16 protein-coding genes are annotated in these 18,735 nt (G+C 61.8%); 15 read left to right on the forward strand and 1 reads right to left on the reverse strand.

All coding sequences use genetic code 11. The annotated features are described in order from the left end of the window. Nucleotides 1–69 precede the first annotated feature (69 nt). Nucleotides 70–864, reverse strand: a complete 795-nt coding sequence (locus AC1DIJ_RS01455; RefSeq protein ID WP_112388563.1) for a transporter substrate-binding domain-containing protein — start codon at nucleotides 862–864, stop codon at nucleotides 70–72. A gap of 164 nt (nucleotides 865–1,028) precedes the next feature. On the opposite strand from AC1DIJ_RS01455, the gene AC1DIJ_RS01460 reads away from it, so the two are divergent. From AC1DIJ_RS01460 to AC1DIJ_RS01530, 15 genes are all read left to right on the forward strand, one after another. Then, nucleotides 1,029–1,718, forward strand: coding sequence for a FadR/GntR family transcriptional regulator (locus AC1DIJ_RS01460; protein WP_112388564.1), 690 nt, complete (start codon nucleotides 1,029–1,031; stop codon nucleotides 1,716–1,718). Nucleotides 1,719–1,816: 98 nt separating this feature from the next. Next, complete coding sequence (locus tag AC1DIJ_RS01465; protein WP_112388565.1) at nucleotides 1,817–3,487, forward strand: amidohydrolase; 1,671 nt, start codon at nucleotides 1,817–1,819, stop codon at nucleotides 3,485–3,487. 109 nt (nucleotides 3,488–3,596) lie between these two features. Continuing rightward, entirely contained in the window at nucleotides 3,597–4,706 is a 1,110-nt protein-coding gene (locus AC1DIJ_RS01470; RefSeq protein WP_405049566.1) for an ABC transporter ATP-binding protein, read from the forward strand. Nucleotide 4,707: 1 nt separating this feature from the next. Then, nucleotides 4,708–5,628, forward strand: coding sequence for an ABC transporter permease (locus AC1DIJ_RS01475; RefSeq protein WP_112388567.1), 921 nt, complete (start codon nucleotides 4,708–4,710; stop codon nucleotides 5,626–5,628). Continuing rightward, nucleotides 5,621–6,418, forward strand: a complete 798-nt coding sequence (locus tag AC1DIJ_RS01480) for an ABC transporter permease (RefSeq protein WP_112388568.1) — start codon at nucleotides 5,621–5,623, stop codon at nucleotides 6,416–6,418. Before AC1DIJ_RS01475 ends, AC1DIJ_RS01480 begins: the two co-directional genes overlap by 8 nt. Nucleotides 6,419–6,441: 23 nt before the next feature. After that, entirely contained in the window at nucleotides 6,442–7,476 is a 1,035-nt protein-coding gene (locus AC1DIJ_RS01485; protein WP_112388569.1) for an ABC transporter substrate-binding protein, read from the forward strand. Between the two features lie 72 nt (nucleotides 7,477–7,548). Then, nucleotides 7,549–8,580 carry a histone deacetylase family protein gene (locus tag AC1DIJ_RS01490; RefSeq protein WP_112388570.1) on the forward strand — a complete coding sequence of 344 codons (1,032 nt, stop codon included), beginning with the start codon at nucleotides 7,549–7,551 and terminating at the stop codon, nucleotides 8,578–8,580. Nucleotides 8,581–8,582: 2 nt separating this feature from the next. Then, entirely contained in the window at nucleotides 8,583–9,470 is an 888-nt protein-coding gene (gene aguB / locus AC1DIJ_RS01495) for an N-carbamoylputrescine amidase (RefSeq protein WP_112388571.1), read from the forward strand. Continuing rightward, entirely contained in the window at nucleotides 9,467–10,615 is a 1,149-nt protein-coding gene (locus AC1DIJ_RS01500; protein ID WP_112388572.1) for a serine hydrolase domain-containing protein, read from the forward strand. The genes aguB and AC1DIJ_RS01500 overlap by 4 nt, the downstream gene beginning before the upstream one ends. Nucleotides 10,616–10,900: 285 nt before the next feature. Continuing rightward, a complete protein-coding gene (locus AC1DIJ_RS01505; RefSeq protein ID WP_477831162.1) occupies nucleotides 10,901–11,308 on the forward strand; it encodes an RNA polymerase sigma factor in 408 nt (135 codons plus the stop codon). 102 nt (nucleotides 11,309–11,410) lie between these two features. Further along, nucleotides 11,411–12,397 carry a FecR family protein gene (locus tag AC1DIJ_RS01510; protein WP_112538230.1) on the forward strand — a complete coding sequence of 329 codons (987 nt, stop codon included), beginning with the start codon at nucleotides 11,411–11,413 and terminating at the stop codon, nucleotides 12,395–12,397. Between the two features lie 194 nt (nucleotides 12,398–12,591). After that, nucleotides 12,592–14,847: a TonB-dependent receptor gene (locus tag AC1DIJ_RS01515; RefSeq protein WP_310290894.1), complete on the forward strand. Its 2,256-nt coding sequence runs from the start codon at nucleotides 12,592–12,594 to the stop codon at nucleotides 14,845–14,847. Between the two features lie 43 nt (nucleotides 14,848–14,890). Beyond that, on the forward strand, nucleotides 14,891–15,190 hold the full coding sequence (locus tag AC1DIJ_RS01520) for a DUF2218 domain-containing protein (protein WP_112388576.1): 300 nt from the start codon (nucleotides 14,891–14,893) through the stop codon (nucleotides 15,188–15,190). Between the two features lie 70 nt (nucleotides 15,191–15,260). After that, complete coding sequence (locus AC1DIJ_RS01525; RefSeq protein ID WP_112388577.1) at nucleotides 15,261–17,039, forward strand: IucA/IucC family protein; 1,779 nt, start codon at nucleotides 15,261–15,263, stop codon at nucleotides 17,037–17,039. After that, nucleotides 17,023–18,723 (forward strand): IucA/IucC family protein, encoded by a 1,701-nt coding sequence (locus AC1DIJ_RS01530; protein ID WP_310290887.1) that lies wholly within the window; start codon nucleotides 17,023–17,025, stop codon nucleotides 18,721–18,723. Before AC1DIJ_RS01525 ends, AC1DIJ_RS01530 begins: the two co-directional genes overlap by 17 nt. The last annotated feature ends 12 nt before the right edge of the window (nucleotides 18,724–18,735 follow it).

Here is an 18,735-nt window from a genome sequence, read left to right on the forward strand (position 1 = left end):
AGGCACCGGTCAGTCGTTACGGGGCGGATGACGGGCGAACCCGCCATCCGTAACCTGGACCATCCGGTCTTATTTTGCGGCAGGCATGTCGGCGACCTTGACGGTCGAGGTCGTGTCCTCGGCCTTGGCGCCGAACCAGGTCTCATGCAGCTTGGCGATGAAGCCTTCGCCCTTCAGCGTGGTGATCACGTCGTTGACCTGCTTGGCAAGCGGATCGCCCTTGTTGAACATGATCGAGTATTTTTCGCCGGTCGGAATGCGCTCGACGACTTTGATCTCCGGCTTGTCCTTGACGTAATACTGCAGCGCCGGGATATCGCTGATATAGCCGTCGATGCGGCCGGCGGCCAGATCGAGCATGGCAGGCTGCAGGCCCTCGAAGCGGCGGATTTCGCCGAGACCGTATTTGGCCGTGTTGTTGGTGGCCCACATGTCGCCGGTCGAGCCGGTATCGACGCCGACGATCTTGCCGCTCATGCCCTTCAGGTCCTTGATGCCACTTGCGGCCATCACGGTCAGCGACTGGTCGCTATCATAATAGGGCTGGGCGAAGCTGACGGATTCCAGGCGCTTTTCAGTGATGGTGATCGACGAGACGGCCATGTTGATACGGCCGGACTGTACGGCCGAAAACAGACCGTTGAACGGGATGTTGACGAATTCGACTGACTTGTTGAGGCGCTTGGCAACCTCGGTGACGAGATCAACCTCGAAACCGACTGTCTTGCCGGTCTCGTCCTGGAACTCCCACGGGACGTTGCCGATATTGGCGCCGACGGCGAGATCGGCTGCATGGGCGGCCACTCCGGCGAATGCCAGAACGCCCGAGAGCAAGGCTGTTTTCAGAATTGAAAAACGACGCATTTAGGTTCCCCTTGTTTTATGGTGCGCATTTTTGCTATTGGTCTAACCGGTCTGACCAGTCAGGCCAAATCAAGCATGGTCTCTTGTCATTTGCAAGCGACTGATGGATTTAAATGTTACGGGCAATGTAAGCGCCGAACCGGCGCGCCAAGAGAATGGAAAGAATGCTGAACAGGACCTTGGTACCGCAATCCGCAGCGCGCCTGATACAGGACATGATCCAGAGCGGCGAACTTGCCGCCGGCCAGAAAATTCCGTCTCAACGCGACTTTTCGACGAAACTCGGCATCAGCCGCGCCTCCTTGCGTGAGGCACTGCTGACCCTGGAGACGCTGGGCCTCATCAAGACCGAGGCCGGGCGTGGCACCTTCGTCGCCGAGCGCGGCAGCGCCGCAAATACCGGCATGGCGCCATGGCGCTACTCCGACAGCTACTCGGTGTTCGACGTCTTCCAGACACGCATCATGCTGGAGGGCAACATTGCCGGTCTGGCCGCCGGCCGGCTGACGGGGAACCAGCTTCAGGCGATGGAAGCCGCGACCAAGCAGATGGAGGATTGCTGGGCAAAGCAGGATCTTCTGGCCAATGTCGAGGCCGATCTCGAATTCCACGGCATCATCGCATCGGCCTGCAGCAACACGATGATGCGGGCGCTCTATCAGGTCGTGCGCGAACAGCTGACCGAGACCCAGCGCCAGCCGATCCCGATCACCGAACCGGCCCGCATGAAAGCCTCGATTTCGGAACACCGCCGCATCATCGCCGCCCTTCGCGACAACGATGCAGCCCGCGCCCGGCAGGAAATGGAAAACCATGTGCTAAACACCGCGCGCTGCGCCGGGCTCAATCCCTGACGTCATCCGTGACGCGATCGGATCGCGTCTTACCGATTGAATTTGCTGCCCATACCGGCTTACGTTGCGCGTATCGAAGCGCAACCGGTGAGCATCAGATGACAGAGACGGCCGACATCATCATCAGCAACGGACGGGTTCTGACTTTGGACCCGGACGCTCCGCGGGCCGAGGCCGTGGCTCTCTCTGGTGGCAAGATCATCGCCGCCGGATCGAACGCTGACATCCAGCGCCTGCGCGGCCCGCACACCCGCGTGATCGACGCGCAGAACGGCTCCGTCCTGCCGGGCTTTTCCGAAAATCACATGCATCTCTTTTCGGGGGCTGCGGAACTGGACCATCTGCAGCTGACCGGCGTGAAGGGCCTTGCCGCCCTGACCGAGACGGTTCGCACCTATGCTGCCAGCCGCAAGACGCAGAAAGTGCTGTTCGGACAGGGCACCGACTATGAGATCCTCGGCCATGGCGAGGGGCTGACCCGCCGGCATCTCGATGAGATCCTGCCCGATCAGCCCCTTGTCGTCTTCGCCCCGGATCATCACACCGCATGGGCCAACACCAGCGCGCTCGAGCTGGTCGGCATCCTGCACGGCGCGAACCTTGGCCCCGGCAACGAGGTGGTGATGGGCGCAGACGGGCTGGCGACCGGCGAGCTCAGGGAAATGGAAGCCTTTAGCCCGTTGCAGGCTGCCGGGGGCTTCGATCGCTATCGTCTCGGCCTTTCGACCGGCGGCGAACCCGATCCCTATCCCGATGCAGCGCAGTGGGCGCAGGATATCGCCGTCATGCGCCGCGGCCTCGCCTATTGCGCCCGCCATGGCATCACCACCGTCCAGAACATGGATGGGAATCTCTACCAGCTGCAATTGCTTCAAGCCATCGAACAGGAAGATGGCCACCTGCCCTGCCGCGTGCAGATCCCCTTCCATTTCAAGAACTTCATGCAGCTCGAGATGCTGGAAAAGGCCTCCAGCCTTGCCGCCCGGTTCAACAGCGACTGGCTGTCGTCGGGCATCGTCAAGCTCTTCTATGACGGCGTGATAGAGAGCGGCACGGCTGTTATGGTCGAGCCCTATGCCGACAAGCCGGGCGATCGCGGCGAAGGCCTATTCACGCCCGAGAGCTTTCGCGCTGTCGCGGTCGAGGCAGACCGGCGCGGGCTGCAGATCGCGGTGCATGCAATCGGCGACGGCGCCGTGCGCGCCGTGCTCGACGGATACGAAGCGGCGCGGCGGGAGAATGGCGCCCGCGACAGCCGCCACCGCATCGAACATATCGAAGTGGTCCACCCCGACGATATCGCCCGCTTTGCCGAACTCGGCGTCATCGCGTCGATGCAGCCACCGCACCCGCCGGGTTGTGCAGGTCTGCCGCTGGAACCGACGATCTCGCGCATCGGCCGCGATCGCTGGCCGGTCAGCTATGCCTGGCGCACGCTGAAGAATGCCGGCGCACACATCTGCTTCGCTTCGGATTGGCCGGTCTCGCCAATCGATCCGCTTGTCGGCCTGAAGGCGGCGGTGACCCGCAAACGCTGGAGCGAAAGCGATCCCGACCAGTCCTTCTCGCTGATCGAGGCACTTTCGGCCTATTGCGTCGAGGGTGCGTTTGCCGAGTTCAAGGAAGACAGGAAAGGCATGCTGAAGAGCGGCTATGTCGCCGACGTCGTCATCCTCGACCGCGATATCGAAACCGTCGATCCCGAGCATCTGGACAGCGTCAGGCCCATCACAACGATCTGCGGCGGACACATAAGTTTTTCCGTATGATAAATATTTTCCACTTCGGAAAGAGAAAGCGGTTGTCAACGCGCGGGCCGTGTGATCACCTTAACAAAAGCCTAAAAAGGCGGGGAACAGCAGCTTTGCAACGGTGAGTGTGCCGCATATGGCGGAATTGAACGCGATTGAAATTCGCAGTGTTTCCAAGGTATTCGGGTTTGGCGAGTTCGCCTTTTCCGCAGTCGACAACGCATCGGTTTCCATCCGGCAAAACGAATTCTTCACGCTTCTCGGCCCGTCGGGATGCGGAAAGACGACGCTGCTGCGGCTGATCGCCGGCTTCGAATTTCCAACCTCCGGCGAGATCATGCTGAACGGCGAAGACATCGCCGCGATGCCGCCCTTCAAACGGCCGATCAACACCGTGTTCCAGAGCTACGCCCTCTTTCCGCACATGACTGTCGCCGAGAATATCGGCTTTGGCCTGACCATGCTCGGCAGACCCAAGCAGGAGATCAAGGACCGCGTCTCGACGATGCTGAAGCTGGTGCGCATGGAGGCATTGGCAGCCCGGCGGACGAGCCAGATATCCGGCGGCCAGCAACAGCGTGTGGCGCTCGCACGCGCATTGGCGCCGCAGCCGAAGGTGCTCCTGCTCGACGAGCCCCTTTCTGCACTCGATTACAAGCTGCGCAAGGACATGCAGATCGAGCTCAAGCGCCTGCAATCGGAAACCGGCATCACCTTCATCTTCGTCACCCATGACCAGGAAGAAGCCCTGACCATGTCTGACCGCATCGCCGTGATGTCGGCGGGCAAGATCTTGCAGGTCGGCGGCCCGCGCGAAATCTACGACGCACCCGCCGACCGTTTCGTCGCCGACTTTATCGGCGAGACCAATTTCCTGAAGGGGCGTATCCGCTCAGTCACCGCTGGAATAGCCGAAGTCGAGACACCTGCGGCCGGGCGCATCTCTGCAACGATGCCCAAGGATTTCCACGCGGACGGCGATGTGACGCTGGTGCTCAGGCCCGAGCATGCAGTGCTCTGCGCGCCTGCCGAACGCCCGGACTGCCAGATGATGGGCACGCTCGAGAACGTCGTCTATTTCGGAACCGATACGCATTACCACGTGCGGCTCGCAGACCATGAGACCGTGTTCACCCTGCGCGAGCAGAACAAACCGTTGCAGGGCGCCAGGTTTGCCGAGGGTGACAGGGTCGGCATTGCGATCGAGCCCAACGCAGCCAGGATCTTGAGGAACTGATATGGCAGACGCGGTTGGAACGATCGAAGCGGAAAAGAGCCGGGACATCCGGAAACGCTGGCTTCTCTCGCTCCCAGCCCTGCTGATCATCCTGATCGCCGCCACCGGCCCGCTTCTTATCGTCGTCGTCTATTCCTTCCTGACGCCCGGTCCTTACGGCGATGTCGTCTGGACGCCGTCCATCGATGGCTGGATCAATGTGGTGCTGCAGAAGGATATCTTCGACGACACGCTGTCGCTTGCCGACGCGCATATCTCGATCTTTCTGCGCTCCACCGTGCTGTCGCTCGTCACCACGGTCCTGACGCTGCTCGTCGGCTTTCCGACGGCCTATTTCATTGCCACACGGCCGCAGTCGACACGTGAACTCTGGCTGCTGCTGATCACCATTCCCTTCTGGACCAATCTTCTGATCCGCACCTTCGCCATCCTCGAAATCATTCGCAACGACGGCCTGATCAACGGCCTGCTGCTGAAATTCGACCTGATCGCCAAGCCGATCCAGATGCTGTTCACGGATGGCGCCATCCTGACCGGCATGGTCTATGTCTACCTGCCGCTGATGGTTTTGCCACTCTATGCCAGTATGGAAAAGCTGGACTTCCGCCTGGTCGAGGCCGGCTACGATCTCTATGCGACGCCTTTCAAGGTTCTCCGCCGCATCATCATTCCTCTCGTCAAGCCCGGCATCATCGCGGGCTCGATCCTCGTCTTCATTCCGGCGCTCGGCGCCTATGTGACGCCGAGCATCCTCGGCGGCGGCAAGAACCTGATGCTCGGCAATCTCATCGAACTGCAATTCGGGCAGGGCCGGAACTGGCCGCTCGGCTCCGCCCTGTCGATCTCGCTGATGCTGATCGTCATGGTCGCCTTGCTGTTTTACGTCCGCAATGCAGGCTCGCAGGAGACGAGGCATGGCTAGCTTTTCCGTCCGCCGCCAGCGTGGCTTCACGACCATCGCGCTGCTTTGCTTCGCCGCGCTCTATCTGCCGATCGCGGTGCTGGTCTTCTATTCGTTCAACGCGGGTGAATCGCTCGCCTCCTTCGACGGCCTGTCGCTTCGCTGGTTTGCGAAAGCCTTCGAGAACCAGCAGGTCATCGATGCCTCGATACGCTCCCTGCAGATCGCCAGCGTTGCCGCAGTCGTCGCGACGATCGCCGCAACCATGGCGGCATTGGCGACCACCCGGACCGAACCCTATCGCGGCCTGACGGTGAAATACGCCTTCATCAACCAGCCGCTGATGATTCCGGAAATCGTGACGGCCGTCGCGCTGCTCATTTTCTTTGCGCGCATCAAGATCTGGACCGGCTATTCCGGGCTTGGCTACCTGATCGCCGCCCACACCGCCTTCTGTATTCCCTTCGCCTATCTGCCGATCCGCGCCAGGCTGGAGAATATGGATCTGACGCTGGAGAAAGCCGCGGCGGATCTTTATGCGACACCCTGGAATGCCTTCAGATATGTGACGCTGCCGCTGCTCTGGCCGGGTATCCTCGCCGGTTTCATGCTGGCTTTCGTCATTTCGCTCGATGACGTGGTGATCACCGAATTCGTCAAATCGGCCGGCCAGGATACGCTGCCGACCTACATGCTCGGACAGATCCGCCGTTCCATCACCCCTGAAATGAACGCGATTTCGACGCTGTTTCTCGGCCTGTCGATCTGCGTCGTCACCGTGTTCTTCATCGTCAATCGAAATCGTGCCTGAACAACAAGAGAGGGAACATAAGCATGAAACGGATGACTGCGACCATTGCCATGACGGCAGCGCTTCTTGCGTCCACCGGCCTTGCCCGGGCGGAAGGCGTGCTGAACATCTACAACTGGGGCAACTATACCAGCCCCGAGATGATCAAGAAGTTCGAGGACAAGTACAAGGTCAAGGTGACCATCACCGACTACGATTCCAACGATACGGCGCTGGCCAAGGTTCGCCAGGGCGGCTCCGGTTTCGACATGGTCGTGCCGTCGCAGAACTACATCCCGATCTGGATCTCCGAAGGCCTGCTTCTTGAAACCGATCCGGGCAAGATGGAGAACTTCAAGAACGTCGCCAAGGAATGGGCCAATCCCGATTTCGACCCCGGCCGCAAATACACCGTGCCGTGGGCGATGGGCATCGTCGGCACGGTGGTCAACACCGATGTCTACAAGGGTGACATCAACACCTGGGGCATCATCTTCGATACGCCGGACGAGCTGAAGGGGAAGGTAAACGTCGTCCCGGAAATGACCGATGTCATCGACGCGGCCGTCCTCTACAACGGCGGCAAGAAATGCACCGGCGACCTGACGATCCTCAAGAAGGTGCGCGACACGCTGCTGAAGGCGAAGCCCAACTGGGTGGCGATGGAATACGGCACGATCGAGAAGATGGGCTCAGGCGACTTCGCCGCCTCCAGCGACTGGAACGGCTCCGCATTCCGCCAGCGCCTGAAGAACCCGGCCATCAAGTTCGGCTATCCGAAGGAAGGCTTTGTCAACTGGAGCGACAATCTCTCGGTGCTGAAAGACGCCAAGAATGTCGAGAACGCAAAGCTCTTCCAGAACTTCATGATGGATCCTGAAAACGCCGGCATGAACTCGGGCTTCCATCGCTATGCGAACGGCATCGCCGGTTCCGACAAATACATGCCTGCCGACATGAAGGGTGCGCCTGAAATCAACATTCCGGCCGAATTCGCCTCGGTCGGCGTGCCCTCGATGACCTGCCCGCCGGAGGTTCAGGCGCTCTACACGAAGATCTGGACCGAACTCCAGAAGTAGACCCTCCCATCTCATCGCGCCCCGCCCGAAACGGCGGGGTGCTGTTGACCTTGCCGTTGATGGACGCTTTTCATGAAGACCGTTTTTTCGCCCCGCCATCGCGGGCATGCCGAGCAATTGGAACTTGTCGCAGGCGCCATCGTGCCCGGCTTCGAGCTGACATCGCGCGCCGAATATGTCGCGGCGCGCATCAAGGCAGTCGGGCTGGGCGAGATCCTCGAGCCAACCGAACATGACCTCACGACGGCGGCCCGCATTCATCATCAGGACTACCTGGATTTCCTGCCGACGATCTGGGACCGCTGGACCGCCGAGGGCCGCTCGGGCACTGCTCTGCCATTCACCTGGCCGACCCGGGGGTTGCGCGGCGACGTCAGACCCGAATTCATCGACGGCCTGCTCGGCTATTATTCCTTCGATGCCGGCTGCGGTATCGTCGAAGGATCCTGGGATGCGATCAAGTCTTCGCATGATACGGCGCTCACCGCCGCCGCGATGGTGCAAGGCGGCGCGCGCTCCGCCTTCGCGCTCTGCCGTCCGCCCGGCCACCACGCGGGCGCGGGCTTCATGGGCGGCTATTGCTACATCAACAACGCTGCTGTTGCGGCACAGTCGCTGCGCGACGGCGGCGCAAAACGCGTGTCGATCCTCGATGTCGACTATCACCATGGCAACGGCACGCAGGAAATCTTCTATGCGCGCGCCGACGTGCAGGTCATCAATCTGCACGCCGACCCGATGCAGGAATATCCCTATTTTCTCGGTCATGCCGACGAGCGCGGCGCGGGCGATGGCGAGGGTTTCAATCTCAATTACCCCATGCGTTTCGGAACGGCCTGGGACCGCTGGAGCCAATCGCTCGATGACGCCTGCGCCAAGCTGCTCGCCTACGCGCCTGACGTTGTGGTCGTCTCTCTCGGCGTCGATACGTTCGAGAAAGACCCGATCAGCAAATTCAAACTGAAGACCGAAGACTTTCCGAAGATCGGCGAGAAGATCGCCGCACTCGGCCTGCCGACCCTGTTCGTGATGGAGGGCGGCTATGCGGTCGCTGAAATTGGCGTAAACGCCGTCAGCGTTCTCACCGGTTTCGAAGGCGCCTGATCATGATAACGGCAGGATCGACCATCACGCTCGGCGTCGTCCAGTTCGCCTGCTCGGATGATATTGCGGAGAATATCGCAACGGCCTCACGGCTGATCCGGGAGGCGGCCGCCGGCGGCGCGAATATCGTGCTGGTTCAGGAGCTGTTCGAGGGTCTGTATTTCTGCCAGACGCAGGATCCGGTTCACTTCGCCCGCGCCCATCCTGTCGAAGAACACCCGGTTATCGAGCCGATGCGCGCGCTCGCCCGCGACCTCGGCATCGTCTTGCCCGTCTCCTTCTTCGAGCGGAAGAACCAGGCCTTCTACAACAGCATGGCGATGATCGACGATAGCGGCGGCATTCTCGGTGTCTATCGCAAATCGCACATTCCGGATGGTCCGGGCTATAGCGAGAAATTCTACTTCCGCCCCGGCGATACCGGCTTCAAGGTCTGGCACACGCGTTTCGGAACCATCGGCGTCGGCATCTGCTGGGACCAATGGTTTCCCGAGGCCGCCCGCGCCATGGCCTTGATGGGCGCCGAGCTCATCCTTTACCCCACGGCAATCGGCTCGGAACCCGCCAATCCCGCCCTCGACACGATGGAGCACTGGCGGATGGTCATGCGCGGGCACGCTGCCGCCAATATGGTTCCGGTTGCGGCAGCCAATCGCATCGGTTCGGAAACAATCGCCGGGCTATCTCAATCCTACTACGGCTCCTCCTTCATCTCGGGACCCGACGGCCAGCTCGTTGCCAGCGCGTCACGAGACCAGGAACAGGTGCTGATCGCCAGCTTCGACCGCTCGGCCCTTGCCGCCAACCGCGCCGCCTGGGGTCTGTTTCGCGATCGGCGCCCGGACCTTTACGGCACACTCGCAACAGCCGACGGAACTCAACGCCCATGACGGAATTTTCCCGCGCCGACGTTTCGCTCTCCAACTGGCGGACCGCACCCTATAGCCGCTGGTCGTTTCAGAATGTCAGCGAGATCGTCCCATCTGCCGTCATTTCCGCCGGAGGCGGCAGGGCACCACAGGGTCGCAAGCCCCTCGGCTCGTTCGCAAAGCTCGACGTTGCCGCTTCCGACGGGACACGGATGCCGCTCGAAAGCTTTCTGACGGCGAGCCAGACCGACGAGCTGCTGGTGATGCGCGACGGGCAGATTGTTGCCGAATGGTCGGCACCGCATTCCGATCCGGCACGCCCGCACATCATATTCTCCGTCTCCAAATCGCTGACCGGGCTGCTTGCCGGGATACTGGCCGGTAAGGGTTTCCTTACGCTCGACAGGCCGATCATCGACTACGTGCCCGAGACCGCAGGCTCCGCTTATGCGGATGCGACGGTGCAGCAGCTGTTCGATATGGAGATCAGCGTTGCCTTCATCGAGGACTATCTCGACACGTCGGGTGGCTTCGAGCGCTACAGGCGCGCCACCGGCTGGAATCCAGACAGGCCCGAGGCCCCGGCTCCCGATCTCAGGAGCTTCATCTGCAGCATCGCGAAAGGTGGGCAGGAGCACGGCGAACATCACGCCTACCGCTCGCCGAACACCGATCTTGCCGGCATTGTTCTGGAGCGGGCGGCCGGCGCGCGTTTCGCATCCTTGATGAGTGACCACATCTGGAAACCGCTGAGCGCCGGTGCGGACGCGATGGTGACGGTTGACCGCATCGGTACGGCACGCGCCGCCGGCGGCATTTCGGCGACGGCGCGCGATCTTGGCCTCGTTGGCGAGGTTATCAGGGCGCACGGCGCCGGTCTTGTCGAACCGGAATTCGTGGCGGACCTCTGGTCGCGAAAGCGCCGCGCCGCCTGGGAGAGCGGCGATCAGCGGGAGCTGTTTCCGCAAGGGAGTTACCGGAACTACTGGTACGAGACCGGGCACGGGGAACTCGCAGCGATCGGAATCCACGGCCAGTGGATATGGATCCATCCGGAAACGAAAACCGTCGTCGTCAAGCTGTCATCGCAAACCCTGCCTGTCGATCCGCCGCTCGACCAGGCGATCATCGGCTCGCTGCGCAGCATCTGCCGGGCGTCCGCGTAGCCAGGATCAGGAAAACCGGTGCTCCTTGGATGGAACCGGAGAGGCGAACTGCGTCTGTAGTTCGGCCACGTCGAGAGGGACGACGGTGTCGGCGCCGGACGGCAGCGGAGATGCTGCTGAGCAGGATCGAGGGGCGCCAGGAAGCCCGGCATATCCTCGTCGAGCCGCATGTTGAGATGCGCGGAAGCACCTGACCGGTGGACCAGACATCGCACCGCAGCCCGATGTATATTCTTCGGCCATAAAACATGAGTGCTTTTAACGTCCGGTGCTCGATATACAATCGTGCAGGACGCTTATCTGCGTTTCACGCCCGGCCAGTCGCCGATCGGCTCACCCCGCCAGACCGTTGCCTATCTCTATCGCGTCGTTCGCAACCTGTCCTTCGACGTGCTCAAGCGTCGCAAGGTGGAGGCGAGACAGCAGGAGGGCGAGCCGCTGCACTGGACGATCCCGGTCGAGACCGAAAATCCGGAACAGGCGCTGATGTTCTGTGACCAGGTTCGCGTCGCCTCCGAGGCGCTGGCGAGCCTGCCCGACGATGCGCGGACGGCGGTGGAAATGTACCGGTTTGGCGGCCACACGCTGGAAGAGGTCGCCCGGCATCTCGACGTCTCGGTTGCCACCGTGCACCGCCACGTCAAAAGTGCGATGATGAAAATTGCGCTCGCCCTTGACGCACCCGTGTCATGACGCACAACTGGCGTGAAAAAATCGGCCCGTTCGATCGTCTATAGGATCGAAAGGGAAAAGCGGATAACGAGCCGGAGAGGCCGTATCCCACTGGGGCGACATTTGACACAGCATAGCAATCGATCCGAAGACATTCTCGAAGAGGCCATGGACTGGTTTCTGCGCCTTCGGGAAAGCAGCGCGGATCCGGCCACCGATGCCGCTTTCCAGCAATGGCTGCACTGTTCGCCGGAACATGCCAAGGCCTGGGATGCCGCCTGCCGCAGCTGGGCTCTGCTCGGGGAAGCGATGCCGCGTCAGCAGGCCGGTGCCACCACACCCGATATCATCGATTTCGCCACTGCGCGCTCGCGGAAGCGCCGTACATCCTTGCGGCTTTGGGCCACCGGCACGCTTCTCGCCGCCGCCTGCATCATCCTGGCGCTGTTCGCGCCCTCGCTGCTGATCCTGTTCACCGCCGACTACACGACCGGCACGGCGCAGACGATGACCCTGACGCTTGACGATGGCAGTATCGTTGAGATGGCAGCGCGCAGTGCCATCAAGACAGAGATGGAGGGCGCCACCCGCCATGTGACGCTTCTCGCGGGCCAGGCGTTTTTCGATGTTGCACATGACGCCAAACGCCCCTTCATCGTTGATGCCGGCGGCATGAAGGTCGGCGTCATCGGCACCGCCTTCGACGTGTCGATGACCAGCGAGCACGCCTCCGTGGCGCTCGCCCGCGGCATCGTCGATGTCTCCGCCACAGGCGGAAAAGCCGACACCGAGCTTTCGCCCGGCCAGATTGCCCGGGCAGACCGCGCCAGCGGCACGCTGACCGTCGATAGCATCGACATCGCCGAAATCGGCGCATGGCGGGACGGAAAGCTCTTCGTCAACGACGCCACCATCGCCTCCGTGGTCGCGACCCTGCAGCGCTATCACCCGGCCTGGATCCGGATACCGAGCGGCACGCTTGCGTCGCAGCGCGTCACCGGTCTCTATGATCTCAAGGATCCAGATCATGCGCTCGAAGCGCTGGTCGAGCCGTTCGGCGGCAAGGTGCACCGCCTCTCTCCCTATCTCCGTGTCCTCTCGCTTCTCTAGCCAGATGCAAATGCGATTTATTTTCAAAAATCGTCATCGCTGCTGAAAAAACCCGGAAGGTCGATCGTCTTTGCTGCTGAAACGTAGGCCGGGGGGCTCTGCGTCAGAACGGAGACAGAGTCGAGATGAGCGTAGTGGCGTGCCGTACCGGGCGGGGGCTTAGACTGAATCGTGCAGCATGGCTGCGGGCAACAGTGGCTGTGGTCGCAATCAGCGCGCTGGCACCGGCAGTGACCACGCCCGCATTTGCGCAGAACACCGCTGCGGCTGCCGTAAAAGAATTCAACATCCCGTCCCAGCCGCTCTCCGGCGCCCTCAATGTCTTCGGCAGACAAGCCGGCCTGCAGGTGACGCTGGCATCCGAAACGTCGCGCGGCGTCAGCTCAGCAAGCGTGACCGGCGAGATGACGCCTGAACAGGCGCTCGCCCGCCTGCTGTCCGGCACCGGCATTTCCTACCGCATCCAGAACGGCACCGTCGTTGTAGGCACGGCAACCACGGCAGGAACCGCCGGCGGCGCGGCGGCCGCCGACGGTTCGACCGTGCTGCAACCGATCCAGGTCCAGGGTGTTGCAGGCGGACGCGGCGGCGCAGGTGAGATCATCATCGGCGAGCGGGAGATCGAGCGCAACAACCCGACGAGCCTTGCCGACGTCTTCCGCGGCGAACCGGGCATCCAGGTCGGCAGCTCGCTGCCGATGTCGCAGAAGGTCTATGTCCACGGCGTCGAGGAAACCAATCTCGCGGTCACCATCGACGGCGGCCGCCAGGGCAACAAGGTGTTCCATCACAACGCAACGACCCTGATCGACCCGGGCCTCCTGAAGCTCGTTGACGTTGACGCCGGTATCGCGCCCGCCGATGCAGGTCCGGGCGCACTTGCCGGCGCGATCGCCTACGAAACCAAGGATGCCCGCGACCTCCTGCAGGGCGATGGCGTCGGCGCCTTCGTCACCTCGTCCTATAATTTCAACAGCAACACCTTCACCAACGGCGTGTCCGGCTACGGCATGAAGGACGGGCTGGAATTTCTCGGTTACCTCAACTACGGCCGCGGCGACGAATTCACGGCCGGCAACGGCGACGAGGTGCTCGGCACGAGCACCAACATCATCAGCGGCATCGGCAAGGTCGCCTATGAGTTCGACAGCGGCGATCGCGTCGAGCTCAGCCATGAGAGCGTCAGGGATGATGCGCCCCGGCCGTTCCGCGCGAACATGGAGCTCATCACCAACGCGCGCCCTTGGGAGCCAAAGGTTCGCGACTACACGCTGACCCGCCAGAATACGGTATTCACCTACACGGACGAAACGCCCGAAGGCCTGTGGGATCCGACCTTTGTTCTGGCTTATGCCAAGAACGAGGTCGGCACCCTGGGCTACGCCTGCCCTGGTCGAGGCTGCACGATCCCGACGACCTTCCCGACGATCGGCGAGACCACCAGCTTCAACGGCAAATTCGAAAACCGCTTCGACGTCGGAATTGGCGACATCACTGCCGGTCTCGATTTTTACAATGACAAGGTCGATCTCGACGCCGCCAGCACGTTGCTTGGCTTCTCGGACTCCTCGCGCGAAAAGGCAACCAATGTGGGCCTTTACGCGCAGGCGCGGCTGGAGCCCTGGGACCATACCCGCCTGTCGTTCGGCGGCAGAGCCGACCAGCAATGGTTTACCGGCACCAGCGGCGACAAGTGGGACAATGCAGGCCTGAGCGGCAACGTGTCGCTCGAATACGACCTGACGGATTTCCTCACGGCCAAAACCGGTTTCTCGCATGTCTGGGCAGGCATCCCGCTGGCCGAGAGCTTCATCATGAATCCGATCTGGAACTATGGCGACGGTCCGGAGCCGGTCACGTCCAACAACTTCACGTTTGGCCTCGAAGCACACCATAACGGTTTTACACTCGAAGGCACCGTCTTCGGGACCGATATCTACGATGCGCGCGTCGCCAGATACGCGACCGCAACGGGCGCGCTGCTGGCGCACGACATGCAATCGCGTGGCTTTGAAATCGGCGCGGGTTACGAGTGGCTCGACGGCTTCATCAAGGTCAAGTACGCCCATATCGATGTCGATGTGGACGGCAAGCCAGCCGATTCTGATACCGGCAATTATCTCGCAGCTCCTGTTGGCGATATCATCACGATCACCGCCGCCCACACGTTTAGCGAATGGGGCCTGACAATCGGCGGGGATGTTGAGATTGCGCCGGAATATGACCGGGTGGCGTCCGGAGCTCCTGCCTACAAGGCCTACGAAGTCGTCAATGTCTTCGCCGAGTACAAGCCGCCGAGCCACTCCAATCTGACCTTCCGCGCCGACGTCAAAAATCTCTTCGACGAAACCTATGCCGAAAGGGCGTCTTACGGACAGGAATTCGGCACCGTGAAGCCGCTCCACCAGGAAGGCCGCGCCTTCATGATCACCGCCAAGGCGACGTTCTGAGAACGCCGGCCGATGAACATGCGCAAAGCAGGGAATTGATCCGATGATCGAGGCGACAGCCAGGTTCGAAACGGGAAACGGCCAGAAATATCTCGAGCAGATGTGCAAGCACTTTGCCCATAAGGTCGAGGTCATCGAGGCGGACGGGCATGCCGAATACCGCTTCTCCTGCGGCATCGGCAAACTGGAGGCGGGGCGAGACGCCCTGCTTCTCAGGGTCAGCGCCGAAAGCGAAGCGGAATTTGCCGAGACCCGGGCGGTGATGGAGGACCATCTCCTTCGCTTCGCCTTCAAGGAGAAACCGGAGCCACTGCTCTGGACGAAGCAGCACCAGGACGCGTGAGCACAGCATTGAGACACGGGAGCGCTGCGCGTTTTCGCGCGGCACTTCCTGCCGTCGATAAAGGTGAACCATGAGCCAGTCTTCCCGTCAGATTGCCGAACGGGCTACGTTCCAGAGCTTTGTAAACTGCTACATGCGTGAAATCGATGCCGGTCTGTCTGCAAGACATGGCGGTGCTTCCGGTGTCGATTGCATCGAATGGGCGCTGCCCAGCCAGCATCTCTTTCTGCGCGCTGAAATAACTTCGCGGTCGCTCTGCGGTCCGCACCGCTTCGGCCGCGCCTGGTGCAAGGGCACATCCGAAATCGCCTGGCGGCCGGTCGCGCTCGTCACCGCGCTGCAGTTCCTCGTCCATGAAATGTACAGGCGCGGTCATGACCTGCCTGCCGATACCCTGCAAGGCCTGGAACTCGAGCTCCTTCTGCGCGTGCTGCAGAGCTACCGCCAGACGATGAGCTATCTGGATGCCGGGGGCGAGGCGCGGACGTCGAGCGACCGTTTCATCGATGCCGAGCAATCGCTGGTCTTCGGTCACTGGATGCACCCGACGCCGAAGAGCCTGCAGGGCATGTCCGCCTGGCAGCAGCCAAGCTATGCACCCGAATTCGCCGGCGAGTTCCAGCTGCATTTCTTCGCGGCTCGCACCGATTGTGTCAGGCATGCCTCGGCACGTGCCGAAAGCGCCGTCGAGATCATCGAGAGCATGGCAAGGGAGGCTGCGGGGCTCCTGCGCGACGGCGAGACGCTGATACCCATGCATCCGCTACAGGCCGAGGCTCTCAGGCTCGACGCCGATGTGCAGTCGATGCTGCGCAGCGGCCTGCTTCGCGATCTCGGTGCCCGCGATGCACCATTCACCGCAACCTCGTCGGTACGCACGGTCTATAGCCGCAGCCAGCCCTGGATGCTGAAATTCTCGTTGCCGGTACAGATAACCAACTCCTTGCGCCGCAACCGGCGCCATGAGCTGGATGCCGGGATCGCCATTGCAAAACTGTTCGACAGGACCGGCATTTCGGAACGCTACCCAAATTTCCGGATCATTCACGACCCGGCTTACATTACGCTCGATATCCCGGGCCTCAGCGAAAGCGGATTCGAAGTCATCCTCCGGGAAAACCCGTTCGTCGAGGGGCACGACGAAGGCATGGTGACAGTCGCTGCGCTCACCGCCGATCCGCTTCCCGGGCAGCCCTCTCGACTCGACCGGATCATCACCGGTCTTGCCACGCGTAGCGGCAAGGCGCGCTCCTGCGTGGCTCTCACCTGGTTCGAGCGCTATCTCGATCACGCGCTCGTTCCGCTCGTCAAACTCTACGACGAGTTCGGCATCGCGCTCGAGGCGCATCAGCAAAACAGCATTCTCGACGTCTCGGCAGGCTATCCCGGCGGCTTCTACTATCGCGACAATCAGGGCTTCTATCTCTCCAATCGCTACCGGCCGCTCTTGATGCGGCATGTGCCGGAGACGGCAGGGATCGCCTCGCTCTATTTCGACGATGCGGAAATCCGCAACCGCTTCGCCTATTATCTGACGGTCAATCAGATCTTCTCGCTGATCAGCCGCATGGGCCACGACGGGCTGCAGGATGAAAGTGCCCTGCTCCTGGTGCTGCGAAACCGCCTCGAGCAGCTCGCGGCCACTTTGAGCGGCGCAGGCCGCGACTTTGCGCGGCATCTGCTCGACCGGCCCGTCATCGCCACGAAGACAAACCTGATGGCCCGGCTTCTCGACATCGACGAGCTTCAGTCGGAAGGCGGCGTCTCGCTGTATAGCGACCTGCCCAACCCGCTATTCGCGGTCGCGGCCTCGGGCTTCCGGGAGGGCAATCATGCCATTGCCTCTTGAGCTTCACGGACGGCCCGAAGAGCGTGTCCTGCGCCAGCTCATTGCAGCGCTGCTCTTCGAAGGCATCGTGCCTCACGAGATCGCGGCCTCCGGCCAGACGCTGTGGAGCCTCGGAGCGGTTGAGTTCCGCTGCAGTGCGACAAGAGGCGCATTTGGCCGGGTGAGGATCGTGCCCGGCTCGATCGAAATGACTCACGATGGGCAATGGTGCGAGGCGACGCTCGCCGCAGTGGTGCCGCATCTGCCCGGCAATGCGCGCAACCGCGCCAGACTGCTCAACGAGATGGAGCAGACGGTGACGCTGTCGCGCTGGAACGCTGCCAACCTTGATCGGCGCTGCCGCCGTTCGTCGGCCTACGCATCGCTGGAAGCGCTGCTGGACGAGGGGCATCCCTATCATCCCTGCTACAAGGCGCGGACCGGATTTTCCGAAGCCGATCACGCCAGCTATGGACCTGAGGCCGGACGCCGCTTTCAGCTCATCTGGCTTGCCGTCTCCCGCTCGCTGCTGGAACAGCGGCTGCCCTGCGGCGAAGACGAGTTCTGGCAGCATGAGCTCGGAACCGACGTTTACGACGAGCTGTCGGGGCGCCGGGATGCACCCGGCCTTGGTGAGGATTTCGCGCTGCTGCCTGTTCATCCCTGGCAATGGCGCACCCTGAGCCAGGATCGCCTGAAAAACTGGATCACGGAAGGGCTCGTACATTGCCTTGGCACCGCCGGCCCGTTCTATACGGCCAGCCAGTCCGTCCGAACGCTGCTCGACGCGGAAGAACCCCGCCGCGCCCATCTCAAACTGCCGCTGGCGATGGTCAACACCTCGGCCGAGCGAATATTGGAGCCGCATTCTGTCTGCACCGCCCCCATCATCTCGGCGTGGATTGATAGCGTCGTGCGCTCGGACAGCCTGTTTGCCACCCGCTACCCACTGACGATCCTGCGCGAATATGCGGGCATGATCGCCGGCCGCTCGACAGAGCTTTCCGGCCATCTCGGTGCCATCTGGCGGGAGAGCCCTGAAGCCAGCCTTGGTGCCGGCGAAGCGGCGATCCCGTTCAACGCCCTGATGATGATCGAGGCGGACGGCGCGCCATTCATCGATCCTTTCGTTCGGCGCTATGGCCTTGACGCCTGGATGGACCGGCTTCTCGACATCGCCGTGCTGCCCGTCTGGCATCTGCTTGTGGCCCACGGCATCGCCGTCGAGGCACATGGGCAGAACATGGTTCTCGTCCACAAGGACGGCTGGCCGGTCAGGATCATGCTGCGCGATTTCCATGAGAGTATCGAATTCTCCACGGATTTCCTCGCCGACCGCCAAAACGCGCCCGATTTCGCGCAACTGGACGCCGTCTACCGGGATGCCAGGCCCGGCGATTTCTATTCGACGGACTCGCTGGATTCGCTGCGGGAATTGGTGATGGACACGCTGTTCATCTACAATCTCACTGAGGTTTCGCATCTTCTCGAAGAACATTACGGCTACAGCGAAACCGCCTTCTGGCAGAAGACCACAGCCTGCCTCGCGGCTTACGCGAAACGGCATGATCTCGGAGAGAGGCAGGCCGCGCTCGGCCACAGCGCTCCGTCGATCCTCACCGAATCCCTGATGACCCGGAAGCTGCTCGCAGCCCAGCCGGAATATCATCACCTCATCCCCAACATCTTTGCCGTCACCGGCTGAACAGAGGATAAC

It is taken from the genome of Rhizobium sp. 10N427, assembly GCF_056394605.1.